Genomic DNA, 26,539 nt, shown 5'->3' with positions numbered 1-26,539 from the left:
GGATCAGGCCTTGTTCTTCTGTGCCAGGGCCGCCTTGACGAAGCCGCTGAACAGCGGGTGGCCGTCACGCGGGGTCGAGGTGAACTCCGGGTGGAACTGGCAAGCAACGAACCAAGGGTGGTCCTTGGACTCGACCACTTCGACCAGCGCGCCGTCCTCGGAACGGCCGGAAACCACCAGGCCGGCGTCGACCAGTTGCGGCAGCAGGACGTTGTTGACTTCGTAACGGTGACGGTGGCGCTCGGTGATCACGTCCTTGCCGTAGCAGTCGTGAACCTTGGAGCCGGCCGCCAGCTGGCAGTCCTGGGCGCCCAGGCGCATGGTGCCGCCCAGGTCGGAGGCTTCGGTACGGGTCTCGACCGCGCCGGTGGCATCGGCCCATTCGGTGATCAGGCCGACAACCGGGTGGCCGCTGTTGCGGTCGAACTCGGTGGAGTTGGCGTCTTTCCAACCCATCACGTTGCGGGCGAACTCGATCACGGCCACCTGCATGCCCAGGCAGATGCCCAGGTACGGGACCTTGTTCTCACGGGCATATTGCACCGCGGTGATCTTGCCTTCGACGCCGCGCAGGCCGAAACCGCCCGGGACCAGGATGGCATCGGCGCCTTCGAGCAGGCTGGTGCCCTGGTTCTCGATGTCCTCGGAGTCGATGTAACGCAGGTTGACCTTGGTGCGGTTGGTGATGCCGGCGTGGCTCATCGCTTCGATCAGCGACTTGTACGCGTCCAGCAGCTCCATGTACTTGCCGACCATCGCGATGGTCACTTCCTGCTCAGGGTTGAGCTTGGCATCGACGACCTTGTCCCACTCGGACAGGTCGGCGCTGTTGCACTGCAAGCCGAAGCGCTCGACGACGAAGTCGTCCAGGCCCTGGGCGTGCAGTACGCCTGGGATCTTGTAGATGGTGTCGACGTCTTCCAGCGAGATCACCGCACGTTCTTCGACGTTGGTGAACAGCGCGATCTTGCGACGCGACGAGGCATCGACCGGGTGGTCGGAGCGGCAGATCAGCACATCGGGCTGCAGGCCGATGGAGCGCAACTCCTTGACCGAGTGCTGGGTCGGCTTGGTCTTGGTCTCGCCGGCAGTGGCGATGTACGGGACCAGGGTCAGGTGCATCAGCATGGCGCGCTTGGAGCCCACTTCGACGCGCAGCTGGCGGATCGCCTCGAGGAACGGTTGCGACTCGATGTCGCCCACGGTGCCGCCGATCTCGACCAGCGCGACGTCGGCATCGCCGGCGCCCTTGATGATGCGGCGCTTGATCTCGTCGGTGATGTGCGGAATGACCTGGATGGTCGCGCCCAGGTAATCACCACGGCGTTCCTTGCGCAGCACGTGCTCGTAGATGCGGCCGGTGGTGAAGTTGTTGTTCTGGGTCATCGTGGTGCGGATGAACCGCTCGTAGTGGCCCAGGTCAAGGTCGGTCTCGGCGCCGTCGTGGGTGACGAATACTTCACCGTGCTGGAACGGGCTCATGGTGCCCGGGTCGACGTTGATGTACGGGTCCAGCTTGAGCATGGTGACTTTGAGCCCCCGCGCTTCCAGGATGGCCGCCAGGGAAGCCGAGGCAATGCCTTTCCCCAATGAAGAAACAACACCGCCCGTGACGAATATGTAGCGCGTCATGAAAAACCCTAGAAGTCTGCGTTAAGGCGGCATGGGCCGCCGGAGAAAGCGAAGGAAGGCCGAAGCCCCCGATCACCTGCGTCAATCACAGTGCATCTCGAAAAACTGCCGCGTCTGTACAGACCAGGGGTGTCCCCGGCATGGAGCTCGCTCGTCATTTTAAGAAATCAGCCCAGCAAAAAACTGCTTGGTAATCGGCAACCTCTGTGATTTTGCGCAACCCACAGAAGCTGTATCAAGAAGGGAGGGTAGTCTACCCGAATGTACCCTTCAGCTCAAACCTTGCACGTTCGTCGGCGGCTGCCAGTGCAACTGACAATCCGCCTGCGCCAGCTCGGGCAGGTTGGCCACCGCGAGCAACTGCTCGCCGCGATACAGCAGCGGCAGTCGCGGGCGCACGAAGTGCGGGACCTGCAGCTCGTTGAGCAGGCGCTTGAGATCGCGCCGACCGCGACCAGGCAGTTGCATGATCTCGCCGCCCTGGCGGTAGCGGATGTGCAGGCCTTCACCCAACGGGGCCGACATCAGGCGGACACTGCCATTACCCGGCAGGCGCAACGGTTGCCCGCTGTCCAGCCAGGGGTGATTACCCGACACCGCAGCCAGCCAAACGCCATTTAGCCACCAGATACGTCCATGGCTGCGATGCAGTTCGCCATCGGTCAGGCGCCAGACCGGGCAGGCATCGGCCGCCGCGTCGCGCAGATCGTTCCAACCGGCCCAGTGGCGGCTGTCGGGCAGGCGGGTGCGCTGGCTGAGCCAGAACTGCAGGGCATTGCGCTGGCGCGCTGGGGACATCGCGGCGAGCACCTCGAGGCTGAGCGAATACAGCTCCAGCCAGGGCAGCGGCGCATTGTCGCAGGCGATCGCCAGGTCGCTGGCGGCCAGTTCGTCCAGCAGGCCCATCGCCTCGCCCAGGTGTTCGGCACTGCGTGCCAGATTGGCTTCGGCCTGTGGCCAGCGCTGGCGCAGGATTGGGAAGACCTCGCCGCGCAGGAAGTTGCGGGCAAAGGCTGTATCGCTATTGGAAGGGTCGTCGACCCATACCAGCCCGTGCATGTCGGCGTAGGTCTGCAGTTGCTGGCGCGACAGCCCCAGCAATGGGCGCACCAGGCTGCCCTGCCCTAGCGGCCGCTGTTGCGGCATGGCGGACAAGCCACGCAGGCCGGCGCCGCGCAGCAAGCGAAACAGCAGGGTCTCGGCCTGATCGTCACGGTGCTGGCCGGTGAACAGCACTTCGCCTAGGCCCAGCCGTTTTTCGAAGGCGTCGTAGCGGGCGTTGCGGGCCGCCTGTTCGAGGCTGGCACCGGGGGCAACCTGGACAGGAAGCACATCGAGTTCGACACCCAGTGCAGCACACACCGCTCGGCAGTGATCGGGCCAGGCATCGGCGGCGGCTTGCAGGCCGTGATGGACATGGATGGCGCGCAGAGGGGGCGCGGGGTGGTTGCGGGTGTAGTCGGCGAGCTGATGCAGGAGGACGGTGGAGTCCAGGCCACCGGAGAAGGCGACGTACCAGGCGGGGGCGTTGAGCCAGGGGGTGAGGTTGAGCATCAGGGCCTCACAGGACTTGAGATCGCCGGGGGCGCCTTGCGCCCCTTTCGCGACACAAGGCCGCTCCCACAAGATGGCGTCAGTTTCGAATACTGCGCAATCCTGTGGGAGCGGCCTTGTGTCGCGAAAGGGCCGCGAAGCGGCCCCCCGGAATCCATCAGAGGCCGTAGCTCATCAGGCGATCGTAACGGCGCTTGAGCAGCGCGTCGTTGTCGAGCTTGCCGAGCATGTCCAGCTGTTCGATCAGATCGGCGCGAACATTGGCCGCCATCTTCGCCGGATCGCGGTGGGCGCCGCCCAGCGGCTCCGGGATGACCTTGTCGACGATGTTCAGGCTCTTAAGGCGCTCGGCGGTCACGCCCATGGCCTCGGCGGCATCGGCCGCGCGGTCGGCGGTCTTCCACAGGATCGAGGCGCAACCTTCCGGCGAGATCACCGAGTAGGTGGAGTACTGCAGCATGTTCAGCTGGTCGCACACGCCGATGGCCAGTGCGCCGCCGGAACCACCCTCACCGATCACGGTGGCGATGATCGGCGTCTTCAGGCGCGCCATCACGCGCAGGTTCCAGGCAATGGCCTCGCTCTGGTTGCGCTCTTCGGCGTCGATGCCCGGGTAGGCACCCGGGGTGTCGATGAAGGTCAGGATCGGCATCTTGAAACGCTCAGCCATTTCCATCAGGCGACAGGCCTTGCGGTAGCCTTCAGGGCGCGGCATGCCGAAGTTGCGGCGTACCTTTTCGCGCACCTCACGGCCCTTCTGGTGACCGATGACCATGACCGGCTTGTCGTTCAGGCGCGCGGTGCCACCGACGATCGCGGCGTCGTCGGCAAAGTGACGGTCGCCGTGCAGCTCCTCGAACTCGGTGAAGATGTGGTCGATGTAATCGAGGGTGTACGGGCGGCGCGGGTGACGGGCCAGACGGGCGATCTGCCAGCTGGTCAGGTTGCCGAAGATGCTCTCGGTCAGGGTGCTGCTCTTGTCCTGCAGACGGGCAATTTCATCGCTGATGTTCAGCGAGTTGTCGTTGCCCACCAGGCGCAGCTCTTCGATCTTGGCTTGCAGGTCGGCAATCGGCTGTTCGAAATCGAGGAAATTCGGGTTCATAGGCTTCCGTCTTGGGTCTACGGCCAGGCGGCCGGCCGGTTGATCCGTTTGGCGCCCTACCTTAAGGGATCAGGCGCATAAAGGTCGAGATTAAAATGCGTCGTTTCAACGGTATTGCAGGAAGACGTTCTCACGCCCGAACTGGTCACGCAGTGCCTGAATCAGCCCATCGGCCGGGTCGATCGACCACTGGTCGCCAAACTGCAGCATGGCCTTGGCGTCGCTGCCGGTGTACTCCAGGGTGATCGGGCAACCACCACGGTGCCGGGTGATCAGCTCGCCCAGCCATTTCAGACGATCGCCCTTGAGCGCGTCGTGACCAACCTTCAGGCGCAGGCTCTCGGCCAGCTTGGTCCGGGCATCCTCCATGGTCATCACGGTCTTGACCCGCAGGCGCAGGCCGCCGGAGAAGTCGTCGTTGCTCACCTCCCCCTCCACCACCACCATGGCGTCGGTCTGCAGCAGGGCCTGGGCGCCCATGAAGGCATCGGCGAACAGCGAGGCCTCGATGCGCCCGGAACGGTCATCCAAGGTGACGAAGCCCATCTTGTCACCCTTTTTGTTCTTCATCACCCGCAGCGCAATGATCATGCCGGCGATGGTCTGGGTGTCGCGGGCCGGTTTGAGGTCGACGATGCGCTGGCGGGCGAAGCGGCGGATCTCGGTCTCGTATTCGTCGATCGGGTGGCCGGTCAGGTACAGGCCAAGGGTGTCCTTTTCACCCTTGAGGCGTTCCTTGAGCGTCAGCTCGCGCACCTTGCGGTGGTTGGCGTAGACGTCGACATCCGCCTCGTCGAACATGCCGCCGAACAGGTCGACGTGGCCACTGTCCGCAGTATGGGCGGCCTGCTCGGCAGCCTTGACTGCCTCGCCCAGCGCCGACAGCAAGGTTGCACGGTTGATGTCGATGTTGGCCTGATAGGCCTTGATCTCGTCATGGAAATGCGGCCCCAGGCGGTCCAGCGCACCACTGCGGATCAGCGCGTCGAGGGTCCGCTTGTTGACCCGCTTGAGGTCGATACGCTCGCAGAAGTCGAACAGGTCCTTGAACGGGCCGCCCTGGGCGCGGGCCTCGACGATTGCCTCCACCGGCCCCTCGCCGACGCCCTTGATCGCGCCCAGGCCATAGACGATGCGGCCATCGTTGTTGACGGTGAACTTGAAGTCCGAGAAGTTCACGTCCGGCGCGTCCAGGCGCAGCTTCATGCTGCGCACTTCCTCGACCAGCACCACCACCTTGTCGGTGTTGTGCATATCCGCCGACAGCACCGCGGCCATGAACGGCGCCGGGTAGTGGGTTTTCAGCCAGGCGGTCTGGTAGGACACCAGGCCGTAGGCGGCGGAGTGGGATTTGTTGAAGCCGTAGCCGGCGAATTTCTCTACCAGGTCGAAAATGTTACCAGCCAGGTCCGCATCGATGTTGTTGGCCACGCAGCCTTCGATAAAACCACCGCGCTGCTTGGCCATTTCCTCGGGCTTTTTCTTACCCATGGCCCGGCGCAGCATGTCGGCGCCACCGAGGGTGTAGCCGGCCATCACCTGGGCGATCTGCATCACCTGTTCCTGGTACAGGATGATGCCGTAGGTAGGCGCGAGTACCGGTTTCAGACCTTCGTACTGGTAGTCGGAGTGCGGGTAGGCCAGTTCCGCCCGGCCGTGCTTGCGGTTGATGAAGTCGTCCACCATGCCCGATTGCAACGGGCCCGGACGGAACAGCGCCACCAGTGCGATGAGGTCTTCCAGGCAGTCGGGCTTGAGCTTCTTGATCAGCTCCTTCATGCCCCGGGATTCGAGCTGGAACACCGCCGTGGTTTCGGCTTTCTGCAGCAGCTCGTAAGTCTTGCGGTCGTCCAGCGGGATGAAGTCGATGTTGACGTCGGGCAGGTTCTTCTTGGCCTGCTCGCGGTTGATGATCTCCATCGCCCACTTGATGATGGTCAGGGTCCGCAGGCCGAGGAAGTCGAACTTCACCAGGCCCGCAGCCTCGACGTCGTCCTTGTCGAACTGGGTAACCAGGCCGCCGCCCTCTTCGTCACAGGCAATCGGTGAGAAGTCAGTGAGCTTGGTCGGCGCGATCACCACGCCACCGGCGTGCTTGCCGGTACCGCGGGTGACACCTTCGAGCTTGAGCGCCATGTCCCAGATCTCGCGGGCATCCTCGTCGCCCTTGAGGAAGTCGCGCAGGATCTCTTCCTGCTCGTAGGCCTTCTCCAGGGTCATGCCCACTTCGAACGGGATCATCTTCGACAGGCGGTCGGCCAGGCCGTAGGACTTGCCTTGCACCCGCGCCACGTCGCGCACCACCGCCTTGGCGGCCATGGTGCCGAAGGTGATGATCTGGCTCACCGCGTTGCGGCCGTAGGCTTCGGCCACGTAGTCGATCACCCGGTCACGGCCATCCATGCAGAAGTCGACGTCGAAGTCAGGCATGGAAATACGTTCTGGGTTCAGGAAGCGCTCGAACAGCAGGTCATAGGCCAGCGGGTCGAGGTCGGTGATCTTCAGTACATAGGCCACCAGGGAGCCGGCACCCGAGCCCCGGCCCGGGCCAACCGGCACGTCGTTGTTCTTCGCCCACTTGATGAAGTCCATAACGATCAGGAAGTAACCGGGGAAGCCCATCTGGATGATGATGTCCAGCTCGAACTTCAGGCGGTCCAGGTAGACCTGGCGCTTCTCTTCGTAATTGGGCGTGGTCTCTTTCGGCCAAAGCACCGCCAGGCGCTCCTCCAGGCCTTCGTGGGAGACGTGACGCAGGTAGTCGTCGATGCCCATGCCGTTGGGCGTCGGGAAATCGGGGAGGAAGTATTTGCCCAGCTGCACGGTGATGTTGCAGCGCTTGGCGATCTCCACGGTGTTGGCGATGGCGTCCGGCAGGTCGCTGAACAGCTCGGCCATCTCTTCGGGCGACTTGAGGTACTGCTGGTCACTGTAGCCGCGCGGGCGGCGCGGGTCGTCGAGGGTCCAGCCCTCGCCAATGCACACGCGGGTCTCGTGGGCGTCGAAATCCGACTGCTTGATGAAGCGCACATCGTTGGTCGCCACCAGCGGGGCGCCGAGCTTGTCGGCCAGGGCCACGGCGGCGTGCACGTACTCTTCGTCACCGGCGCGATTGGTACGCTGCAACTCGACATAGAAGCGGTCCGGGAACATGCCCATCCAGTCGCCGAGCAGGGCTTCGGCTTCGTCCTGGCGACCGGCCATCAGGGCCACGCCGATATCGCCTTCCTTGCCTGCCGACAGGGCGATCAGCCCCTCGCTGGCCGGGGCGATCCAGTCGCGCTGGATGATCACCAGGCCGTTGCGCTGGCCGTCGGTCCAGCCTCGGGAGATCAGCTCGGTGAGGTTGCGATAGCCCTTGGGATTCATGGCCAGGAAGCAGATGCGCGACAGCGGCGCCTCGGAATCGGCCCCGGCCAGCCACAGGTCGGCGCCGCAGATCGGCTTGATGCCAGCGCCCATGGCGGTCTTGTAGAACTTCACCAGCGAGCACATGTTGCTCTGGTCGGTAATTGCCACCGCCGGCATGTTCATCCCGGCCAGGGCCTTGGCCAGCGGCTTGATCCGCACCAGGCCGTCGACCAGGGAGAATTCGGAGTGCACGCGAAGGTGAACGAAGGAGACCGACATGGAGGATCCTGTAGCAGTGCTGAACGACAAGGGCGGGATTGTAGCGTATTGCTCTTCGCTTGCCTCGCCTGGAGGTCAGCGGTTGGTTGCAGAATGCATCGCGGGGCAAGCCCGCTCCCACGCAGCCGATTCCAGTGCAGGCTTGGCGTGGGAGCGGGCTTGCCCCGCGATGAGTGGCGCCGATCAGATCAGCGAAGTGGAAATGCCTTCACGGGCTTCCCATGCGGCCCGAACCGGCGCGAACGAACGCCGATGAATGGGCGTCGGCCCAAGACGGGCCAGGGCCTCAAGGTGCACTGGAGTCGGATACCCCTTGTGCCCGCCGATCCCATAACCCGGGTAGATCAGCTCGAACGCGCTCATCTCGCGGTCGCGGGTGACCTTCGCCAGGATCGATGCAGCGGCGATCGCCGGCACCTGCGAGTCACCCTTGACCACAGGCGCAGCCGGTACCGAAAGCTTCGGGCAACGGTTGCCGTCGATCAGCGCCAGTTTCGGTGTGATGTGCAACCCTTCGACCGCACGCTGCATGGCCAGCATGGTCGCATGGAGGATGTTCAGTCGGTCGATTTCCTCGACCTCGGCGCGAGCGATGCAGAAACTCAGCGCCTTCTCGCAGATCTCGTCGAACAGCGCGTCGCGCTTGGCCTCGGTGAGCTTTTTCGAGTCGTTCAGGCCGAGGATCGGTCGGCGCGGGTCGAGAATGACCGCCGCGGTGACCACCGCGCCGCACAGCGGGCCACGGCCCACTTCATCGACGCCGGCTACCAGCTCTTCAACCAGGTTGAAATCCAGTCCCATCTGCATCTCAGCGGTCCTTCAACAGGGCGAGCACCGCGTCGGCCGCCTGATTGGAGGCGTCGCGGCGCAAGGTGCGGTGGATCTGGTCGAAGCTGTCGGTCTGCTGCGAGCCGTCCTTGACCAGCGGCGCCAGGGTCTGTGCCAGGGCTTCGCTGGTAGCGGCGTCCTGCAACAGCTCCGGTACCAGCAGGCGCTGGGCCAGCAGGTTGGGCAGCGACACGTACGGGCTCTTGACCATGCGCTTGAGGATCCAGTAGGTCAGCGGCGCCAAGCGGTAGGCCACCACCATCGGTCGCTTGTACAGCATCGCTTCCAGGGTGGCGGTGCCGGAGGCGATCAGCACCGCGTCACAGGCGGCCAGCGCCTGGTGCGAGCGGCCATCCAGCAAGGTCAGTGGCAGTTCGCGCCCTTCGAGCATCTGCTCGACCTGAGCGCGCCGGGCGGCATTCGCGCACGGCAGCACGAAGCGCACGCCGGGCACCAGCTCGCGCAAGCGCTGGGCGGCATCGAGGAACAAAGCTCCCAGGCGCCCTACCTCACCGCCCCGGCTGCCAGGCATCAACGCGATCACCGGGCCTTCGGCCAGGCCCAGTTCGGCACGCGCCGCGCCACGGTCGGCCTCCAGGGGAATCGTGTCCGCCAGCGGATGGCCAACGAAACGCACCGGCACGCCCTGCTCTTCATAGAAGCGCGCCTCGAACGGCAGCAGGGTGAGCATCAGGTCGCAGCCCTCACGAATTTTCAGCACGCGCTTCTGCCGCCAGGCCCAGACCGACGGGCTGACGTAATGCACCGTCTTGATTCCGGCCTGACGCAGCTTGAGTTCGATATTGAGGGTGAAATCGGGGGCATCGATACCGATGAACACGTCGGGCTTTTCGCCGATCAGTGTGTGGATCAGTTCCTTGCGCCGCTTGAGCAGCTCGCGCAGGCGCCCGAGCACCTCGACCAGGCCCATGACGGCCAGGCGTTCCATCGGAAAGTAGGAGGTCATGCCCTCGGCTTCCATCAAGGGACCGCCAACACCGATGAACCGCACATCGGGATGACGTGCCTTGATAGCGCGCATCAGGCCGGAACCGAGAATGTCCCCGCTGGCCTCGCCGGCGACCAGCGCCACGCAGAGCTGGGCCATATCAGCGGGTGATGCCGCGTGCGGAATTGGCGATCGATTGACGGAACAGATCGACTTCAGGGAACTGCGTGACCAGCTCATCCAGCTCCTTGAGCGCCTCTTCGACGGTCAGGCCCTGGCGGTAGACGATCTTGTAGGCGCGACGCAGGGCGTGCAGCACTTCGTCGCTGAAACCGCGACGACGCAGGCCTTCGAAGTTCATGCTGCGCGCCTCGGCCGGGCTGCCGAACACGGTGACATAGGCCGGTACGTCCTTGCCGATCGCGGTGCCCATGCCGGAAAACGCATGGGCGCCGATATGGCAGTACTGGTGCACCAGCGTGTAACCGGACAGGATGGCCCAGTCGCCGACATGCACATGGCCCGCCAGCGCGGTGTTGTTGACCAGGATGCAGTGGTTGCCGATGACGCTGTCGTGGCCGATGTGGGCATAGGCCATGATCAGGTTGTGATCGCCCAGGGTGGTTTCCGAACGGTCCTGCACGGTGCCGCGGTGGATGGTGACACCCTCGCGGATCACGTTGTGGTCACCGATCACCAGGCGCGTCGGCTCACCCTTGTACTTCAGGTCAGGGGTGTCTTCGCCGATCGAGGAAAACTGATAGATGCGGTTGTGCTTGCCGATACGGGTCGGCCCCTTTAGCACCACATGCGGACCGATGACGGTACCCTCCCCGATTTCCACATCGGGGCCTACGATCGACCAGGGGCCGACCTCGACGCCCTCGGCCAACTTGGCCGAGGGGTCGATGATCGCCCGTGGGTCAATCGAACTCATAGGGAGCGTTCCGCGCAGGTGATCTCGGCCGAGCAGACCGGCTTGCCGTCCACCAGGGCGCGGCACTCGAACTTCCAGATCATGCTCTTGCGGCTGAGGAACTTGGCTTCCAGCACCAGCTGGTCGCCCGGCAGCACCGGCTGGCGGAAACGCAGCTTATCGGAGCCGACGAAGTAGTAGAGGGTGCCGTCCGCCGGCTTGGCGTCGAGCATCTTGAATCCGAGAATCCCGGCCGCCTGGGCCATCGCCTCGATGATCAGCACGCCCGGCATGATCGGATGCGCCGGGAAGTGGCCATTGAAGAACGGCTCGTTGATGCTGACATTCTTGTAGGCACGAATGCTTTGAGCCTCGAAGTCCAGATCCGTCACACGGTCCACGAGCAGGAACGGGTAACGGTGAGGCAGGTATTCGCGAATCTCGTTGATGTCCATCATTTCGGGGGGAAGCCTGTATAAGAATAGGGAGCGCAGGTGCTGACCACACGCTCCTTTTGCAGATCCAAAGAGGAGCCAGCTAGCGACTGTAACGCTCGCTCAGTAAATGGTATCAGCCTTCTGATGTCGGCTGGCCACCTGAGGTCACGGTGTCGACACGCTTTTCCAGCTGCTGGAGACGCTTGGACATCTCGTCCAGCTGGCGAATGCGAGCGGCGCTCTTGCGCCACTCGGCCAAGGGTTGCATGGCCGTACCGGAAGAATAGCCACCCGGCTCGGTAATCGAACGGGTCACCATGGTCATGCCGGAAACGAAGACATTGTCGCAGACGTCGATGTGGCCGACCATCCCGACACCACCGGCAATCATGCAATGCTTGCCGATGCGGGTACTGCCGGAAATCCCGACGCAGGCCGCCATCGCCGTGTGGTCGCCGACCTGCACGTTGTGGGCGATCTGGATCTGGTTGTCGAGCTTGACGCCATCGCCGATGCGGGTGTCCGACAGCGCACCACGGTCTACCGCGGTGTTCACGCCGATCTCCACATCATCACCCAGGGTGACGCCGCCGATCTGCGCGATCTTGCGCCAGATGCCCTTCTCGTTGGCAAAGCCGAAGCCCTCGCCACCGATCACCGCGCCAGACTGGATGACCACGCGCTTACCAATGGTCACGTCGTGATACAGCGTGACACGCGCAGCCAGCCAGCCACCCTCGCCGATGACACAGCGGGCACCGACGAAGCAGTGCGCGCCGACCGTCACATTGGCGCCGATGCACGCGCCGCTTTCGATCACCGCGAACGGGCCGATGCTGGCGCTGGCATCGACCTGGGCATCCTCGGCCACCACGGCGCTGGGATGGATTCCCGCCACAGCCTTGGGCTTCGGATCGAACAGGTGCGAAATGCGCGCATAGGCCAGGTAAGGGTCGGGAACGATCAAGGCGTTGCCGGCAAAACCTTCGGCGTCCTCGGCCTTGAGCAGTACCGCACTGGCCGAGGAATCGTCCAGGAACTTGCGATACTGCTTGTTGGCCAGGAAGCTCAACTGCCCGCAACCGGCCTCCTGCAAGGTGGCCAGCCCGGTGATCTGCAGCGCCTCGGGGCCTCTGAGTTCGGCCCCGAGGGCTTCGGCCAGCTGGCCGAGCGTCATGGTCACAGTCATATCAACGGGCTTGGTTCATGCGCTCGATGACCTGACGGGTGATGTCGTACTGAGGCTTGACATCGATGACCGCGCCACGCTCCAGAACCAGGTCGAAACCGCCCTTCTTGATCACTTCCTCGACAGCACCGTCGAGCTTCGGCTTGAGCTGCTTGAGCATGTCGCGGTCGGCCACGGCCTTGGCTTCGTTGAGTTCCTTGGACTGGAACTGGAAGTCGCGGGCTTTTTGCTTGAACTCGAGCTCCAGGCGTTCACGCTCAGGCTGAGGCATCTTGTCGCCGCCCTTGATCAGGCGGTCCTGGATACCCTTGGCGCTGCTTTCCAGGCCCTTGAGCTTGGTCAGTTGCGGGCCGAACTTCTTCTCGGCGTCAACGGCGTACTTCTTGGCCGCGTCGGATTCCAGCAGAGCCATCTGATAGTTCAGCACGGCAACTTTCATTTCGGCGAAAGCCGGGGTGGCGACCAGCGCCGCGGCTACGAAGGCCAGTTGGGTCAACTTACGCACGATGCACTCCTGGATAATCCGTTGTCGTTATGCAAGGGCCGACCTCAGAAGGTCTGGCCCAGAGAGAATTGGAACACTTGCGTGTCGGCGTCGTCCGGTTTCTTGATCGGCATCGCCAGGCTGAAGCTCAACGGGCCCAGCGCGGTGATCCAGGTCACGCCCAGACCGACCGAGCTGGCCATGTCCGAGAAGCCGACCTTGGTGCAATCGGGCTTCGAGCCGCAGTTGGTGTCGAACACGTTACCCACATCCCAGAACACGGACGTGCGCAGCGAACGCTGATCCTTGACGAACGGCAGCGGGAACAGCAGCTCCACGCCACCTTGGACGAGGACGTTACCACCGAACGGCAGCGGATCCTGGTCCGGGTCGGCGATGGTGCCCTGGTTGCCGGTTACCGCAGCGCCACGGCTCGGAGTACTGCGTGGGCCCAGGGTGCTGTCCTTGAAGCCGCGCACGGAGTTGAAGCCGCCCGCATAGTAGTTTTCATAGAACGGCAGGCCGGAGGTCGAGCCGAAACCATCACCATAGCCCAGTTCGGTGTGCAGGCGCAGGGTGTAGTCGTTATTGATCGGCTTGAACAGCTGGCCACGGTAGTCGAGCTTGTAGAACGACAGGTCGCTGCCCGGCACGGTGGTTTCCAGCGTCAGGCTCTGGGAGTGACCACGGGTAGCCAGCACGCCTTTGTTCAGGGTCGACTCGGACCAGCCGATCGAGGCCTTGAAGTTCAGGAAGTTGTCGCCTTCGTCCTGAAGGAACTTGAAGATCTCATCGACGGTGTAACGGCCGGTCTTGATCTTGTCCTGCTGCACGGTCAGGCCGTAAGTCAGGCGCGAGGTCTCGCTGATCGGGTAGCCGAGGCTGACACCGGCACCGAGGCTGTCCACCGCATAGCTGGCCACGTCGACGTCGAGGTCGTCGTAGTCGGTGCTGCGGTAGAAGGCGTTGTAGCCCAGGCTCACGCCATCGGCGGTGAAGTAGGGATCGACATAGCCGAAGTTGTAGCGGGTCTGGTACTCGGAGCGGGTCAGGCCAATGGAGACCTTGTTACCGGTACCGAGGAAGTTGTTCTGGCTGATCGAGCCGCCCAGGATCAGGCCGGCGCTCTGGGCGAAACCGACGCTGGCAGTGATCGAGCCGGAGGCCTGCTCTTCGACGCTGTAGTTGACGTCGACCTGGTCGTCGGTACCCGGTACCGGCGGCGTCTCGACGTTGACTTCCTTGAAGAAGCCCAGGCGCTCGAGGCGGGTCTTGGACTGGTCGATCAGGTAGGTCGAAGCCCAGCCACCTTCCATCTGACGCATTTCGCGGCGCAGCACTTCGTCTTCGGTCTTGGTGTTGCCGCGATAGTTGATGCGGTTGACGTAGGCACGCTTGCCCGGATCGACGACGAACATGATGTCGACGGTGTGATCCTGGTCGTTCGGCTGCGGCACGCCGTTGACGTTGGCGAAGGTGTAGCCTTCGTTGCCCAGACGACGGGTTATGAGGTCGGAGGTGGTGGTCATCACCTTGCGCGAGAACACCTGGCCCGGCTGCACCAGCAGCAGCGACTTGATCTGGTCTTCCGGCACTTTCAGGTCACCGGACAGCTTCACGTCGCGGACGGTGTACTTCTCGCCCTCGTTGATGTTGACGGTGATGTAGACGTGCTTCTTGTCCGGGGTGATCGACACCTGGGTGGACGCGATGTCCATGTTGATGTAGCCGCGGTCCAGGTAGTAGGAACGCAGCCGCTCCAGGTCACCGGAGAGCTTTTCCCGGGCGTACTTGTCGTCGTTCTTGAAGAACGACAGCCAGTTGGTGGTCTTGAGCTCGAACAACTGGCCGAGGGTCTCGTCGTCGAAGACCGTGTTACCCACCACGTTGATGTGCTGGATCGCGGCCACGGTGCCTTCGTTGATCTTGATCTTCAGGCCGACGCGGTTGCGCGGTTGCGGAACGACCTCTGCGTCGACCTCGGCGGAGTAGCGGCCCTGGGCAACGTACTGGCGCTGCAGTTCGTTACGCACGCCTTCCAGCGTCGCGCGCTGGAAGATTTCACCTTCGGCCAGGCCCGACTGCTTCAGGCCCTTCATCAGGTCTTCGGTGCTGATCGCCTTGTTGCCTTCGATCTCGATGCTCGACACCGAGGGGCGCTCGACCACGTTGATGATCAGGACATTGCCGTCGCGGTTCAGCTGAATGTCCTGGAAGAAGCCGGTCTTGAACAGCGAGCGGGTCGATTCGACCAGACGGCGGTCGTCGACCTGGTCACCGACGTTCAGCGGCAACGCGCCGAACACGCTGCCGGCGGACACCCGCTGCAGGCCGTTGACACGAATATCGGAGATGGTGAAGGACTCGGCGTGAACTTCAGCGATCATCAGTGCGGAGAGCACCGCAGTTAGCAGCAGACGTTTCATGAAGTCCTTTTATTCCAACTGGCAATAAACAACCTGCCGCGACAAGGCGGCAGGTTTTCGCGATTGAGCGAAGCTTTTATAGTCGACCCAGATCGTTGATCAGGGCGAGCAACATCACCCCGACGACCAAACTGATACCGATCTGGACCCCCCAACCTTGCACCCGATCCGAGAGCGGACGACCGCGCGCCCACTCGATCAGGTAGAACAGCAAATGCCCCCCATCCAGTACCGGGATGGGCAGCAGGTTCAGAACCCCCAGGCTTATGCTCAGGTAGGCCAGGAAATTCAGGAAATCCCCAACGCCCGACTGGGCTGAAGCGCCCGCCACTTTAGCAATGGTTATCGGTCCGCTCAAGTTTTTTACCGAGAGCTCCCCGAACAGCATTTTCTTCAGCGATTCGAGGGTAAGGACGCTCATGTTCCAGGTGCGGGAAAGTCCCTCGCCCACCGCCTCCAGCGGCCCATAGCTGACTTCGCGGAGCATCTTCGCCGGCCACTCGGCGGCCTTGACCCCGGCGCCCAGATAGCCGCCAGAAGCCTGGCCCTCGCCTTTGCGCGCCAGGGTGACGGCAACCTCGAGTGGCGCGCCGTCACGCTCGATGCGCAGGCTGACCTTTTTCTCGGGACGGGCACGGACTGCGTCGACCACCTGCTGCCAATCGGCCAGCTCCACGCCGTCGAGCGCCAGCAGCTTGTCACCGGTCTTGAGCCCGGCCGCGGCCGCCGGCCCTTTCGGATCGATCTCTGCCAGTACCGGCACCACAGCCGGACGCCATGGGCGCAGGCCTAGGGACTGGATCGGCTCGGGTTCGTCAACGCCCTTGAGCCATTGATTCAGGGAAACATTCAATTGGCGCTCGGCCGTCGCGCCCTCATCGAGCACCCCGATCCGCAACGTGCCGGTCTCGCCTAAACGGCGTACCAGTTGCAGATTGACCGCCGACCAGCCATTGGTCGGTTCGCCATCGATGGAAACGATTTCCTGGCCAACGCTCAGACCGGCGCTGGCCGCCAGGCTGCCAGCCTCGACGCCACCGATGACCGGACGTACCTGCTGCGAACCCAGCATGGCCACAACCCAGAAGAACAGGATGGCCAGCAGGAAGTTGGCGATGGGACCGGCGGCCACGATGGCAATACGCTGGCGAACCGACTTGCGATTGAACGACTGCTCGACCAGCGCCGGAGGAACCTCGCCCTCGCGCTCGTCGAGCATCTTGACGTAACCGCCCAGCGGAATAGCGGCGACGACGAACTCGGTACCGTGGCGATCATGCCAGCGCACCAGCGGCGTGCCGAAACCCACCGAGAAACGCAGGACCTTGACCCCGCAACGCCGCGCCACCCAGAAGTGGCCAAACTCGTGGAAGGTAACCAGCACACCCAGTGCAATCAGGGTGCCGACAATCATGTAGAGCGCAGTCATGTCCAATCTCCGGGTGACATTCGGCGGAGTCGGCCGCAGGCTTCAGCGGCCGTGGCGTCGCAGCCACTCCCGGGACAGCTCCCGGGCACGCTGGTCGGCGGCGAACACCGCCTCGAGGGTGGGCAATGCCACCACGGGCTCCTGGTCGAGCACCTGTTCGATCATACCCGCGATCTCCGGGAAGCGGATATGCCGCTGGAGAAACGCCTCGACGGCCACTTCGTTGGCGGCGTTGAGCACCGCCGGCGCACTGTTGCCCGCCTCGGCAGCCTGACGCGCCAGGCGCAGGCATGGGAAGCGCTGTTCGTCGGGCGCCTGGAAATCCAGACGGGCGATGGCGAACAAGTCCAGCGGCGCGACGCCCGAATCGATACGCTCTGGCCAGGCCAGGGCGTTGGAGATTGGCGTGCGCATGTCCGGGTTACCCAGCTGGGCAAGCACCGAGCCATCGACGTAATCCACCAGCGAATGGATGACGCTTTGCGGGTGTACCACCACTTCAATTTGGGACGGCTTGGCATCGAACAGCCAGCAGGCCTCGATCAGCTCCAGGCCTTTGTTCAGCATGCTGGCCGAATCGACCGAGATCTTGCGACCCATGGACCAGTTCGGGTGCGCGCAGGCCTGCTCCGGGGTTACATCCAGCAACACTTCGGCAGGGGTTTCGCGGAACGGCCCGCCTGAGGCGGTCAGCAGGATCCGGCGCACACCGACAGCACCCAGGCCACGGGCGTAGTCGCCGGGCATGCACTGGAAGATCGCGTTGTGCTCACTGTCGATCGGCAGCAACACCGAACCGCTGCGGCGCACCGCATCCATGAACAGGGCCCCGGACATCACCAGGGCCTCCTTGTTGGCGAGCAACACCTTCTTGCCCGCCTCGACCGCGGCCAGGGTCGGGCGCAGGCCGGCGGCGCCGACGATGGCCGCCATCACGGTGTCCACCTCTGACGCAGCGGCCACCTGGCACAATCCGGCCTCACCCTCGAGCACCTCGGTGGCGCAGCCCGCCGCGCCCAGCCCCTGACGCAGGCGCGTGGCCGCCTCGGCGCTCGGCACCACGGCAAACGCCGGACGATGACGCTTGCACAGGGTGAGCAGCTCATCGATGCGCGAATAGCCGCTCAGGGCGAACACCTGGTAACGATCAGGGTGCCGGGCAATGACGTCCAGCGTGCTAAGGCCGATGGAGCCAGTGGCTCCCAGCACGGTTATGCGTTGCACAGCACTCACATCACACCCCACTCAGCCGCCCACAACAGCACGGCAAACATCGGAATCGCCGCAGTCAGGCTGTCGATGCGATCGAGCACGCCGCCATGACCCGGCAGCAGATTGCTGCTGTCCTTGATGCCTTCACGGCGCTTGAACATGCTTTCGGTCAAGTCACCGACTACCGAAGACATCACCACCACCCCGGCGCCCAAGAGCCCCAGTAGCACCTGGCCGATACTCCAGTCACGGGCAAAGCCCACGGTCAGGGTGATCAGCAGACTGACCGCAAGACCGCCATAGACGCCCTCCCAGCTCTTGCCCGGGCTGACCTGCGGCGCCAGCTTGCGCTTGCCGAAGGCCCGACCGGAGAAGTAAGCGCCAATATCGGCAGCCCAGACCAGGACCATGACCGACAGGATCAGCCAGTTGCCCAATGGCCAGTGCTTGAGCAGCACCAACCCCTGCCAGGCAGGCAGCAGCACCAGCAGGCCGATCAGCAGGCGACAGGCGGCACTGCTCCACAGCTCGCCGCTGCGCGGGTAGGTCAGCACCAGCCAGGTGGCCAGGGCCCACCAGATCACCGATGCACCCAGCACCCAAGGCGCGAGGTCGGGCATCAGGTAGAGCAGCATCAGGCCGCCCGCCACCACGGCGGCGTAGGCAATGCGCAGCGGCTGCGCCACCAGGCCGGCCAGACGCGCCCACTCCCAGGCGCCGAGCGTTACCACGCAGCCGATGAACAGGGCGAAATCCCCACCGTTGAGCAGGAAGAAACCACCCAACGCGATCGGCAGCAGGATCAGCGCGGTAATGATGCGTTGTTTAAGCATTAAGCACGGGCTCCGGCTTCGACCTGCTCGCTGGTCTTACCGAAGCGTCGCTGGCGTGAAGCGAAATCGGCCAGCGCGTTGCGCATGGCCTCGTGTTTGAAGTCCGGCCAATAAAGGTCGGAGAAGTACAGCTCGGCGTAGGCCAGCTGCCACAACAGGAAGTTGCTGATGCGGTGCTCGCCACCGGTTCGGATGCACAGGTCGGGCAACGGCAGGTCACCGGTAGCCAGGCAGGTCTGCAGCAGATCCGGGGTGATGTCCTCGGGGCGAAGATGACCGGCCTGGACTTCTCGCGCCAGGCGTTGCGCGGCCTGGGCGATGTCCCATTGGCCGCCATAGTTGGCGGCGATCTGCAGGATGAAACGGTTGCTACCCACCGTCGCCGCTTCGGCTTCGCGCATCGCCGCCTGGAGCTCAGGGTGGAACCGCGAGCGATCACCGATGATGCGCAGGCTGATGTTATTGTCGTTCAGGCGCTTGGCCTCCCGACGCAATGCCGAGAAGAACAGTTCCATCAGCGCACCGACCTCCTCGGCCGGACGCTGCCAGTTTTCGCTGGAGAAGGCGAAGAGCGTGAGCACCTCGACCTTGGCCTCGGCGCAGACTTCGATCACCGCGCGAACGGCATCCACGCCGGCCTTGTGGCCGGCGACGCCGGGCAGAAGACGCTTCTTCGCCCAGCGGTTGTTGCCGTCCATGATGATCGCGACGTGACGCGGCACCGAGCCCGGTGCCGCTGACTTGGTCTTTTCCATTAAGAGAGCAACCCTGGCCTCAAACGGCCATCAGGTCCTTTTCCTTGGCCTTGAAGGCAGCATCGACCTCAGCAACGAACTTGTCGGTCAGCTTCTGGATCTCGTCAGCCGCGCGGCGCTCTTCGTCTTCGCTGATTTCCTTGTCCTTGGTCAGCTTCTTCAGATCGGCGAGGGCATCGCGACGCACGTTGCGCACTGCGACCTTGGCGTCCTCGGCAACGCCGCTGGCCTGCTTGGTGTAGCCCTTGCGGGTTTCTTCGGTCAGGGCCGGCATCGGCACACGAATGGTGGTGCCGGCGCTGGACGGGTTCAGGCCCAGGTCAGAGGTCAGGATGGCCTTTTCGATGGCGGCGCTGAGGTTCTTGTCGTGGGCGACGATCTTCAGGGTACGGGCGTCCTCGACGGTGATCGCGGCCACCTGGTTCAGCGGCATGTCGCTGCCCCAGGCCGGCACCTTGACGCTATCCAGGATGCTCGGGTGGGCGCGACCGGTGCGGATCGCCGCCAGGTTGCGGGCCAGGGCCTCGAGGGACTTGCCCATGCGCTCCTGGGCGTCTTTCTTGATGTCGTTGATCATTTTTGAACTTCCTCGATCAGAGTTCCTTCCGCACCACCATGCACAATATTGAGCAGGGCGCCGGGCTTGTTCATGTTGAAGACGCGCAGCGGCATCTTGTGATCGCGGCAAAGGCAGATTGCCGTCAGGTCCATTACGCCCAGCTTGCGATCCAGCACTTCATCGTAGGACAGATGATCGAACTTCTCGGCATGCGGGTCCTTGAATGGATCTGCAGTGTATACACCATCGACCTTGGTTGCCTTCAATACCACGTCGGCATCGATTTCGATGGCGCGCAGGCAAGCGGCGGAGTCGGTGGTGAAGAACGGGTTGCCGGTACCGGCAGCGAAGATTACGACTTCCTTGGAATTCAGGTGGCGCATGGCCTTGCGGCGATCGTAGTGATCGGTCACACCCACCATGGAGATAGCCGACATGACGATGGCGGTGATGTTCGCCCGCTCCAGCGCGTCGCGCATGGCCAGGCCGTTCATCACGGTGGCCAGCATGCCCATGTGGTCGCCGGTAACGCGGTCCATGCCGGCCGCACTGAGCGCCGCGCCACGGAACAGGTTGCCGCCACCGATCACCAGGCCGACCTGAACGCCGATGCCGACCAGCTGGCCGACTTCCAGCGCCATGCGATCCAGGACCTTGGGGTCGATCCCGAACTCTTCCGAGCCCATCAGGGCCTCGCCGCTAAGTTTGAGTAGAATGCGTTTATAGCGAGCCTGATGACCACTGCCCTGCTGAGCCATTGCGAATCTCTCCTGCGGCGTTTGTAAAAATCTGGCGGGCTGTTTCAGCCTGCGCGTAACTCTAGCGTGACGCACTTGATGCGTCAGCGAGCAACGGTCTCGTGAACCGCTCCCGCTTTGACAAAGAGGCTGCGCGCGTAAGCGGGCAGCCTCTTCGGGGCGACAGACGAATCCGTCTTACTGCTTGGCGGCAGCTACCTGGGCGGCAACTTCGGCAGCGAAGTCGTCAACCGGCTTCTCGATGCCTTCGCCGACCTTGAAGTAGGTGAAGGAAACGATTTCAGCACCGGCTTTCTTGGCCAGCGCGCCAACTTTGACTTCCGGATCCATGACGAAGGCTTGCTCTTTCAGCGAGGCTTCGGCTTTGAACTTGGAGATACGACCGTTGATCATGTTCTCAACGATGTTTTCCGGCTTGCCGGCGATCTTGTCGGCATTCAGTTGCAGGAAGACGTTCTTCTCGCGCTCGATGGCCTCGGCGGAGATTTCCGACGCGTCCAGGAACTCTGGGTTCGAGGCTGCAACGTGCATGGCGATGTTCTTGGCCAGGTCGACGTCGCCGCCTTTCAGGACAACAACGGCACCGATCTTGTTGCCGTGCAGGTAAGCGCCGACAACGTCGCCCTCAACGCGCACCAGGCGACGGATGTTGACGTTCTCGCCGCACTTGGCAACCAGGGCTTCACGAGCGGCTTCACGCGAGGCGATCAGCGGAGCTGCGTCGGTCAGCTTCTGAGCGAAGGCTTCTTCGAGGCTTTCGGCAACGAAGTTCTTGAAGTCGTCCTGCAGGGCCAGGAAGTCGGTCTGCGAGTTCACTTCCAGCAGAACGGCGGATTTACCGTCGGTCTTGACCGCGATAGCGCCTTCAGCAGCGACGTTGCCAGCCTTTTTGGCGGCCTTGATGGCGCCCGAGGCACGCATGTCGTCAATGGCTTTTTCGATGTCGCCGCCGGCCTTTTCCAGGGCCTTCTTGCAATCCATCATGCCTTCGCCGGTACGCTCGCGCAGTTCTTTGACCAGCGCCGCAGTAATTGCTGCCATTTCAAAATCCTCTTGGAAAGTTTTTCAACCATTCCACCCGCTCGTCACGGGCGTTAAATTCTGCAAATCGCTGCCTTTATATCAGCTCGCCCATGATGCGGGGCCGTTGCTGACAGCAGGATTTCAAGGTGGCAAAAAGGGGGCCAAGCCCCCTTTTTGCGTGCCAAGTCGACGCCAGGCGTCAATTACTCGGCAGCAGGTGCAGCCGCTTCTTCAGCGTAGACTTCAGTGCCGCCGGCAACGTTGTTGCGACCGCGGATGACGGCGTCAGCCATCGAAGTCATGTACAGCTCGATGGCGCGGATGGCGTCATCGTTACCTGGGATGATGTAGTCAACACCTTCCGGGCTGCTGTTGGTATCGACAACGCCGATGACCGGGATGCCCAGCTTGTTGGCTTCGGTGATGGCAATGCGCTCGTGGTCGACGTCGATCACGAACAGGGCATCAGGCAGGCCGCCCATGTCCTTGATACCACCCAGGCTGCGATCCAGCTTTTCCAGATCGCGCGAACGCATCAGGGCTTCTTTCTTGGTCAGCTTGGCAAAGGTGCCGTCTTCGGCCTGGGTTTCCAGGTCGCGCAGACGCTTGATCGAGGCGCGAATGGTCTTGTAGTTGGTCAGCATGCCGCCCAACCAACGGTGATCAACGTATGGCGAACCGCAACGAGCAGCTTGCTCGGCGACGATCTTGCCGGCGGAACGCTTGGTGCCGACGAACATGATCTTGTTCTTGCCCTGGGCCAGGCGCTCTACGAAGGACAGAGCTTCGTTGAACATTGGCAGGGTTTTTTCCAGGTTGATGATATGGATCTTGTTACGCGCGCCGAAAATGTACTTGCCCATTTTCGGGTTCCAGTAACGGGTCTGGTGGCCGAAGTGCACACCGGCCTTCAGCATATCGCGCATGTTGACTTGGGACATGATAGTTCCTTGATAAGTCGGGTTGGGCCTCCACGTATCCCAATGACCAACCCGTATTTCCAGGGAAACCGGGCACCCAGGCCATCGTGTCGACACGTGTGTGGGTTTGAGCTGACGGAGGACATCCCCCGAAAGCGGCGCATTTTATACCACAGGCCGAGCGCGAACGGAACCCGGATCATGCTTCGTCCGTCAGCGGCTTTTGCAGGCCCCGCGCTTTGCGGCCAGAATGCCTTCAATAGACCTCCGGATCCACGGGACTCTCCCGACAGATCGCCGCCGCGCTCTGGTAGAATCCGGTCTTTCCCGTTTGTTCGCGCCACACAGGGCGCCGTAGAGAGCCTGTTCATGACCGTCACCATTAAGACCGCAGAAGACATCGAGAAGATGCGCATCGCTGGCCGCCTGGCCGCCGAAGTGCTGGAAATGATCGAGGAACACGTCAAGCCCGGCGTCACCACCGAGGAACTCGACCGCCTGTGCCACGACTATATCGTCAACGTCCAGCAGGCGATCCCCGCGCCTCTCAACTACAAGGGTTTCCCCAAGTCGATCTGCACCTCGATCAACCATGTGGTCTGCCACGGCATTCCCAATGACAAGGCGCTAAAGGACGGCGACACCATCAACATCGACGTGACCGTGATCAAGGACGGCTATCACGGCGACACCAGCCGCATGTTCCATGTCGGCACCGTCGCGCCATGGGCCGAGCGCCTGTCCAAGGTCACTCAGGAGTGCCTGTACAAGGCCATCGAGCTGGTCAAGCCCGGCTGCCGTCTTGGCGACATTGGCGAGGTGATCCAGAAGCACGCCGAGAAGAACGGTTTTTCGGTGGTTCGCGAGTTCTGCGGTCACGGCATCGGCAAGGTGTTCCACGAAGAGCCGCAGATCCTCCATTACGGCCGCGCCGGCACTGGCATGGAGCTCAAGGAAGGCATGACCTTCACCATCGAGCCGATGATCAACCAGGGCAAGGCCGACACCAAGGTGCTTGGCGACGGCTGGACCGCCATCACCAAGGACCGCAAGCTCTCGGCCCAGTGGGAACACACCCTGGTAGTGACCGCCAACGGCTACGAGATCTTCACCCTGCGCAAGGACGACACCATTGCGCGCACCTCGGCCTGACACTGACTAACAGGAACGCGACTCGATGCCCCAGGTGGATCCCGAGCTGTTCGACCGCGGCCAGTTCCAGGCGGAACTGGCCCTCAAGGCAAGCCCTATCGCCGCTTTCAAGAAAGCCATCCGCATGGCCGGCGAGGTGCTCGACAAGCGTTTCCGTGAAGGCCGCGAGATCCGCCGGCTAATCGAGGATCGTGCCTGGTTCGTCGACAATATCCTGCAACAGGCCTGGCACCAGTTCAGCTGGGGCACGCCGGACGGCATCGCCCTGGTGGCGGTGGGCGGCTATGGCCGCGGCGAGTTGCACCCGTTCTCGGACATCGACCTGCTGATCCTGCTCGACGCCGCCGAGCACGAGCAGTACCGCGACGCCATCGAGCGCTTCCTCACGCTGCTGTGGGATATCGGCCTGGAAGTCGGCCAGAGCGTGCGCACCGTCGACGAATGCGCCGAGCAGGCCCGGGCCGACCTCACGGTCATCACCAACCTGATGGAAAGCCGCACCATCGCCGGCCCCGAGTCGCTGCGCCAACGCATGCTCGATGCCACCAGCACCGCGCACATGTGGCCGAGCAAGGAGTTCTTCCTGGCCAAACGCGCCGAGCTCAAGGCCCGCCACCACAAATACAACGACACCGAGTACAACCTCGAGCCCAACGTCAAGGGCGGGCCGGGCGGCCTGCGCGACATTCAAACGGTGCTCTGGGTGGCCCGGCGCCAGTACGGCACCCTGAACCTGCATGCCCTGGCCGGCGAGGATTTCCTGCTGGAGAGCGAGAACGAACTGCTGGCTTCGTCGCAGGCCTTCCTCTGGCGCGTGCGCTATGCCCTGCACATGCTCGCCGGGCGAGCCGAGGACCGCCTGCTGTTCGACCACCAGCGCAGCATCGCCGCGCTGCTGGGCTACACCGACGACAACCCCAAGCGCGCCATCGAACAGTTCATGCAGCAGTACTACCGGGTGGTAATGAGCATCAGCCAGCTGTGCGACCTGATCATCCAGCATTTCGAGGAAGTGATCCTCGCCGATGACGACAGCGGCGCCACCCAGCCGCTGAACGCGCGCTTCCGCCTGCACGACGGCTATATAGAAGCGGTCAACCCGAACGTTTTCCGGCGCACCCCCTTTGCCATGCTGGAGATCTTCGTGCTGATGGCCCAGCACCCCGAGATCAAGGGCGTGCGCGCCGACACCGTGCGCTTGCTGCGCGAGCATCGCCACCTGATCGACGACAAGTTCCGCAACGATATCCGCAACACCAGCCTGTTCATCGAGCTGTTCAAGTGCGAAATCGGCATCCACCGCAACCTGCGGCGGATGAACCGCTACGGCATCCTCGGCCGCTACCTGCCGGAGTTCGGCCTGATCGTCGGGCAGATGCAGCACGACCTGTTCCACATCTACACGGTCGATGCGCACACCCTCAACCTGATCAAGCACTTGCGCAAGCTGCAGTACACCCCGGTTTCCGAGAAATTTCCGCTGGCCAGCAAGCTCATGGGCCGCCTGCCCAAGCCCGAGCTGATCTACCTGGCCGGCCTCTACCACGACATCGGCAAGGGTCGCCAGGGCGATCACTCCGAGCTGGGCGCAGTGGACGCACAGGCCTTCTGCGCGCGCCACCAGCTACCGGCCTGGGACAGCCGGCTGATCGTCTGGCTGGTGCAGAACCACCTGGTGATGTCTACCACTGCGCAACGCAAGGACCTTTCCGACCCTCAGGTGATCAACGACTTCGCCCTGCACGTGGGCGACGAGACGCGCCTGGACTACCTCTACGTGCTGACCGTGGCCGACATCAACGCCACCAACCCCAGCCTGTGGAACTCCTGGCGGGCGAGCCTCTTGCGCCAGCTCTACACCGAGACCAAGCGCGCCTTGCGCCGGGGCCTGGAAAACCCGCTGGACCGCGAGGAGCAGATCCGCCAGACCCAGAGCGCCGCACTCGACATCCTGGTGCGCGAAGGGACCGACCCGGACGACGTCGAACAGCTCTGGTCGCAACTGGGTGACGACTACTTCCTCAAACACACCGCCGCCGACGTGGCCTGGCACAGCGACGCGATCCTCCAGCAGCCGGCCGACGGCGGGCCGCTGGTACTGATCAAGGAAACCACCCAGCGCGAGTTCGAGGGCGGCACGCAGATCTTCATCTATGCCCCCGACCAGCACGATTTCTTCGCCGTGACCGTGGCCGCCATGGCCCAGCTCAACCTGAACATCCACGACGCCCGGATCATCACCTCGAGCAGCCAGTTCACCCTCGACACCTACATTGTGCTCGATAACGACGGCGGCTCGATCGGCGACAATCCGCAGCGGGTCAGGCAGATCCGCGACGGCTTGACCGAAGCGCTTCGCACCCCCGAAGACTACCCGACGATCATCCAGCGCCGGGTGCCGCGCCAGCTCAAGCACTTTGACTTCCCGCCGCAGGTGACCATCCTCAACGACGCCCAACGGCCAGTGACCATCCTCGAGATCACCGCCCCGGACCGCCCCGGCCTGCTGGCACGGATCGGGCGGATCTTCCTGGAGTTCGACATCTCGCTGCAGAACGCCAAGATCGCCACCCTAGGCGAGCGCGTGGAGGACGTGTTCTTCATCACCGACGCCGACAACCAGCCGCTGTCCGACCCGCAGCTGTGCAGCCGCCTGCAGGAGGCCATCGTCCGGCAGCTGCAGGCCGGCCAGGCCAGCGATGCCAGCCCCACCCGCATGACCTTTTGACGATAACGAGACCTTGCGCC

The 26,539-nt window shown here is 63.2% G+C and carries 21 protein-coding genes; 2 read left to right on the top strand and 19 right to left on the bottom strand.

The window, feature by feature from the left end; translation table 11 throughout:
* Positions 1-3 precede the first annotated feature (3 nt).
* From pyrG to rpsB, 19 genes are all read right to left on the bottom strand, one after another.
* A complete protein-coding gene (pyrG, locus tag AC25ND_RS16805; protein WP_028690661.1) occupies positions 4-1,632 on the bottom strand; it encodes a CTP synthase in 1,629 nt (542 codons plus the stop codon).
* A 270-nt stretch (positions 1,633-1,902) separates the two neighbouring features.
* Positions 1,903-3,186: a tRNA lysidine(34) synthetase TilS gene (gene tilS / locus AC25ND_RS16800; protein WP_486976452.1), complete on the bottom strand. Its 1,284-nt coding sequence runs from the start codon at positions 3,184-3,186 to the stop codon at positions 1,903-1,905.
* 157 nt (positions 3,187-3,343) lie between these two features.
* Positions 3,344-4,291: an acetyl-CoA carboxylase carboxyltransferase subunit alpha gene (locus AC25ND_RS16795; protein ID WP_028690663.1), complete on the bottom strand. Its 948-nt coding sequence runs from the start codon at positions 4,289-4,291 to the stop codon at positions 3,344-3,346.
* 105 nt (positions 4,292-4,396) lie between these two features.
* A complete protein-coding gene (dnaE, locus tag AC25ND_RS16790) occupies positions 4,397-7,921 on the bottom strand; it encodes a DNA polymerase III subunit alpha (protein WP_062361385.1) in 3,525 nt (1,174 codons plus the stop codon).
* Between the two features lie 183 nt (positions 7,922-8,104).
* A complete protein-coding gene (rnhB, locus tag AC25ND_RS16785) occupies positions 8,105-8,728 on the bottom strand; it encodes a ribonuclease HII (protein ID WP_088852257.1) in 624 nt (207 codons plus the stop codon).
* A gap of 1 nt (position 8,729) precedes the next feature.
* A complete protein-coding gene (lpxB, locus tag AC25ND_RS16780; RefSeq protein ID WP_028690666.1) occupies positions 8,730-9,857 on the bottom strand; it encodes a lipid-A-disaccharide synthase in 1,128 nt (375 codons plus the stop codon).
* 1 nt (position 9,858) lies between these two features.
* On the bottom strand, positions 9,859-10,635 hold the full coding sequence (gene lpxA, locus AC25ND_RS16775; protein WP_028690667.1) for an acyl-ACP--UDP-N-acetylglucosamine O-acyltransferase: 777 nt from the start codon (positions 10,633-10,635) through the stop codon (positions 9,859-9,861).
* Positions 10,632-11,072, bottom strand: a complete 441-nt coding sequence (gene fabZ / locus AC25ND_RS16770) for a 3-hydroxyacyl-ACP dehydratase FabZ (protein WP_003252314.1) — start codon at positions 11,070-11,072, stop codon at positions 10,632-10,634. Before fabZ ends, lpxA begins: the two co-directional genes overlap by 4 nt.
* A gap of 112 nt (positions 11,073-11,184) precedes the next feature.
* Positions 11,185-12,240 carry a UDP-3-O-(3-hydroxymyristoyl)glucosamine N-acyltransferase gene (gene lpxD, locus AC25ND_RS16765; protein ID WP_028690668.1) on the bottom strand — a complete coding sequence of 352 codons (1,056 nt, stop codon included), beginning with the start codon at positions 12,238-12,240 and terminating at the stop codon, positions 11,185-11,187.
* A 1-nt stretch (position 12,241) separates the two neighbouring features.
* Positions 12,242-12,745: an OmpH/Skp family outer membrane protein gene (locus tag AC25ND_RS16760; RefSeq protein WP_028690669.1), complete on the bottom strand. Its 504-nt coding sequence runs from the start codon at positions 12,743-12,745 to the stop codon at positions 12,242-12,244.
* Between the two features lie 44 nt (positions 12,746-12,789).
* Positions 12,790-15,150 (bottom strand): outer membrane protein assembly factor BamA, encoded by a 2,361-nt coding sequence (bamA, locus tag AC25ND_RS16755; protein WP_486976451.1) that lies wholly within the window; start codon positions 15,148-15,150, stop codon positions 12,790-12,792.
* A gap of 76 nt (positions 15,151-15,226) precedes the next feature.
* A complete protein-coding gene (rseP, locus tag AC25ND_RS16750; protein ID WP_062361388.1) occupies positions 15,227-16,579 on the bottom strand; it encodes an RIP metalloprotease RseP in 1,353 nt (450 codons plus the stop codon).
* A gap of 42 nt (positions 16,580-16,621) precedes the next feature.
* Positions 16,622-17,812, bottom strand: coding sequence for a 1-deoxy-D-xylulose-5-phosphate reductoisomerase (ispC, locus tag AC25ND_RS16745; RefSeq protein ID WP_486976450.1), 1,191 nt, complete (start codon positions 17,810-17,812; stop codon positions 16,622-16,624).
* Positions 17,809-18,624 carry a phosphatidate cytidylyltransferase gene (locus AC25ND_RS16740; protein ID WP_028690673.1) on the bottom strand — a complete coding sequence of 272 codons (816 nt, stop codon included), beginning with the start codon at positions 18,622-18,624 and terminating at the stop codon, positions 17,809-17,811. Before AC25ND_RS16740 ends, ispC begins: the two co-directional genes overlap by 4 nt.
* Positions 18,624-19,379 carry a polyprenyl diphosphate synthase gene (gene uppS, locus AC25ND_RS16735; protein WP_028690674.1) on the bottom strand — a complete coding sequence of 252 codons (756 nt, stop codon included), beginning with the start codon at positions 19,377-19,379 and terminating at the stop codon, positions 18,624-18,626. Before uppS ends, AC25ND_RS16740 begins: the two co-directional genes overlap by 1 nt.
* Before the next feature lie 19 nt (positions 19,380-19,398).
* Positions 19,399-19,956 (bottom strand): ribosome recycling factor, encoded by a 558-nt coding sequence (gene frr, locus AC25ND_RS16730; RefSeq protein WP_028690675.1) that lies wholly within the window; start codon positions 19,954-19,956, stop codon positions 19,399-19,401.
* Positions 19,953-20,696 carry a UMP kinase gene (gene pyrH, locus AC25ND_RS16725; RefSeq protein ID WP_028690676.1) on the bottom strand — a complete coding sequence of 248 codons (744 nt, stop codon included), beginning with the start codon at positions 20,694-20,696 and terminating at the stop codon, positions 19,953-19,955. The genes frr and pyrH overlap by 4 nt, the downstream gene beginning before the upstream one ends.
* Before the next feature lie 177 nt (positions 20,697-20,873).
* Positions 20,874-21,737: a translation elongation factor Ts gene (tsf, locus tag AC25ND_RS16720; RefSeq protein ID WP_028690677.1), complete on the bottom strand. Its 864-nt coding sequence runs from the start codon at positions 21,735-21,737 to the stop codon at positions 20,874-20,876.
* 185 nt (positions 21,738-21,922) lie between these two features.
* Positions 21,923-22,660, bottom strand: a complete 738-nt coding sequence (gene rpsB / locus AC25ND_RS16715; RefSeq protein ID WP_028690678.1) for a 30S ribosomal protein S2 — start codon at positions 22,658-22,660, stop codon at positions 21,923-21,925.
* Positions 22,661-23,008: 348 nt separating this feature from the next.
* On the opposite strand from rpsB, the gene map reads away from it, so the two are divergent.
* Together map and AC25ND_RS16705 are read left to right on the top strand one after the other, a co-directional pair.
* Entirely contained in the window at positions 23,009-23,791 is a 783-nt protein-coding gene (map, locus tag AC25ND_RS16710) for a type I methionyl aminopeptidase (protein ID WP_028690679.1), read from the top strand.
* A 25-nt stretch (positions 23,792-23,816) separates the two neighbouring features.
* A complete protein-coding gene (locus AC25ND_RS16705) occupies positions 23,817-26,519 on the top strand; it encodes a [protein-PII] uridylyltransferase (RefSeq protein ID WP_028690680.1) in 2,703 nt (900 codons plus the stop codon).
* Positions 26,520-26,539 lie beyond the last annotated feature (20 nt).

Source organism: Pseudomonas sp. P110(2024), from assembly GCF_057480795.1.
This window is presented reverse-complemented; position numbering and strand designations above follow the sequence as displayed.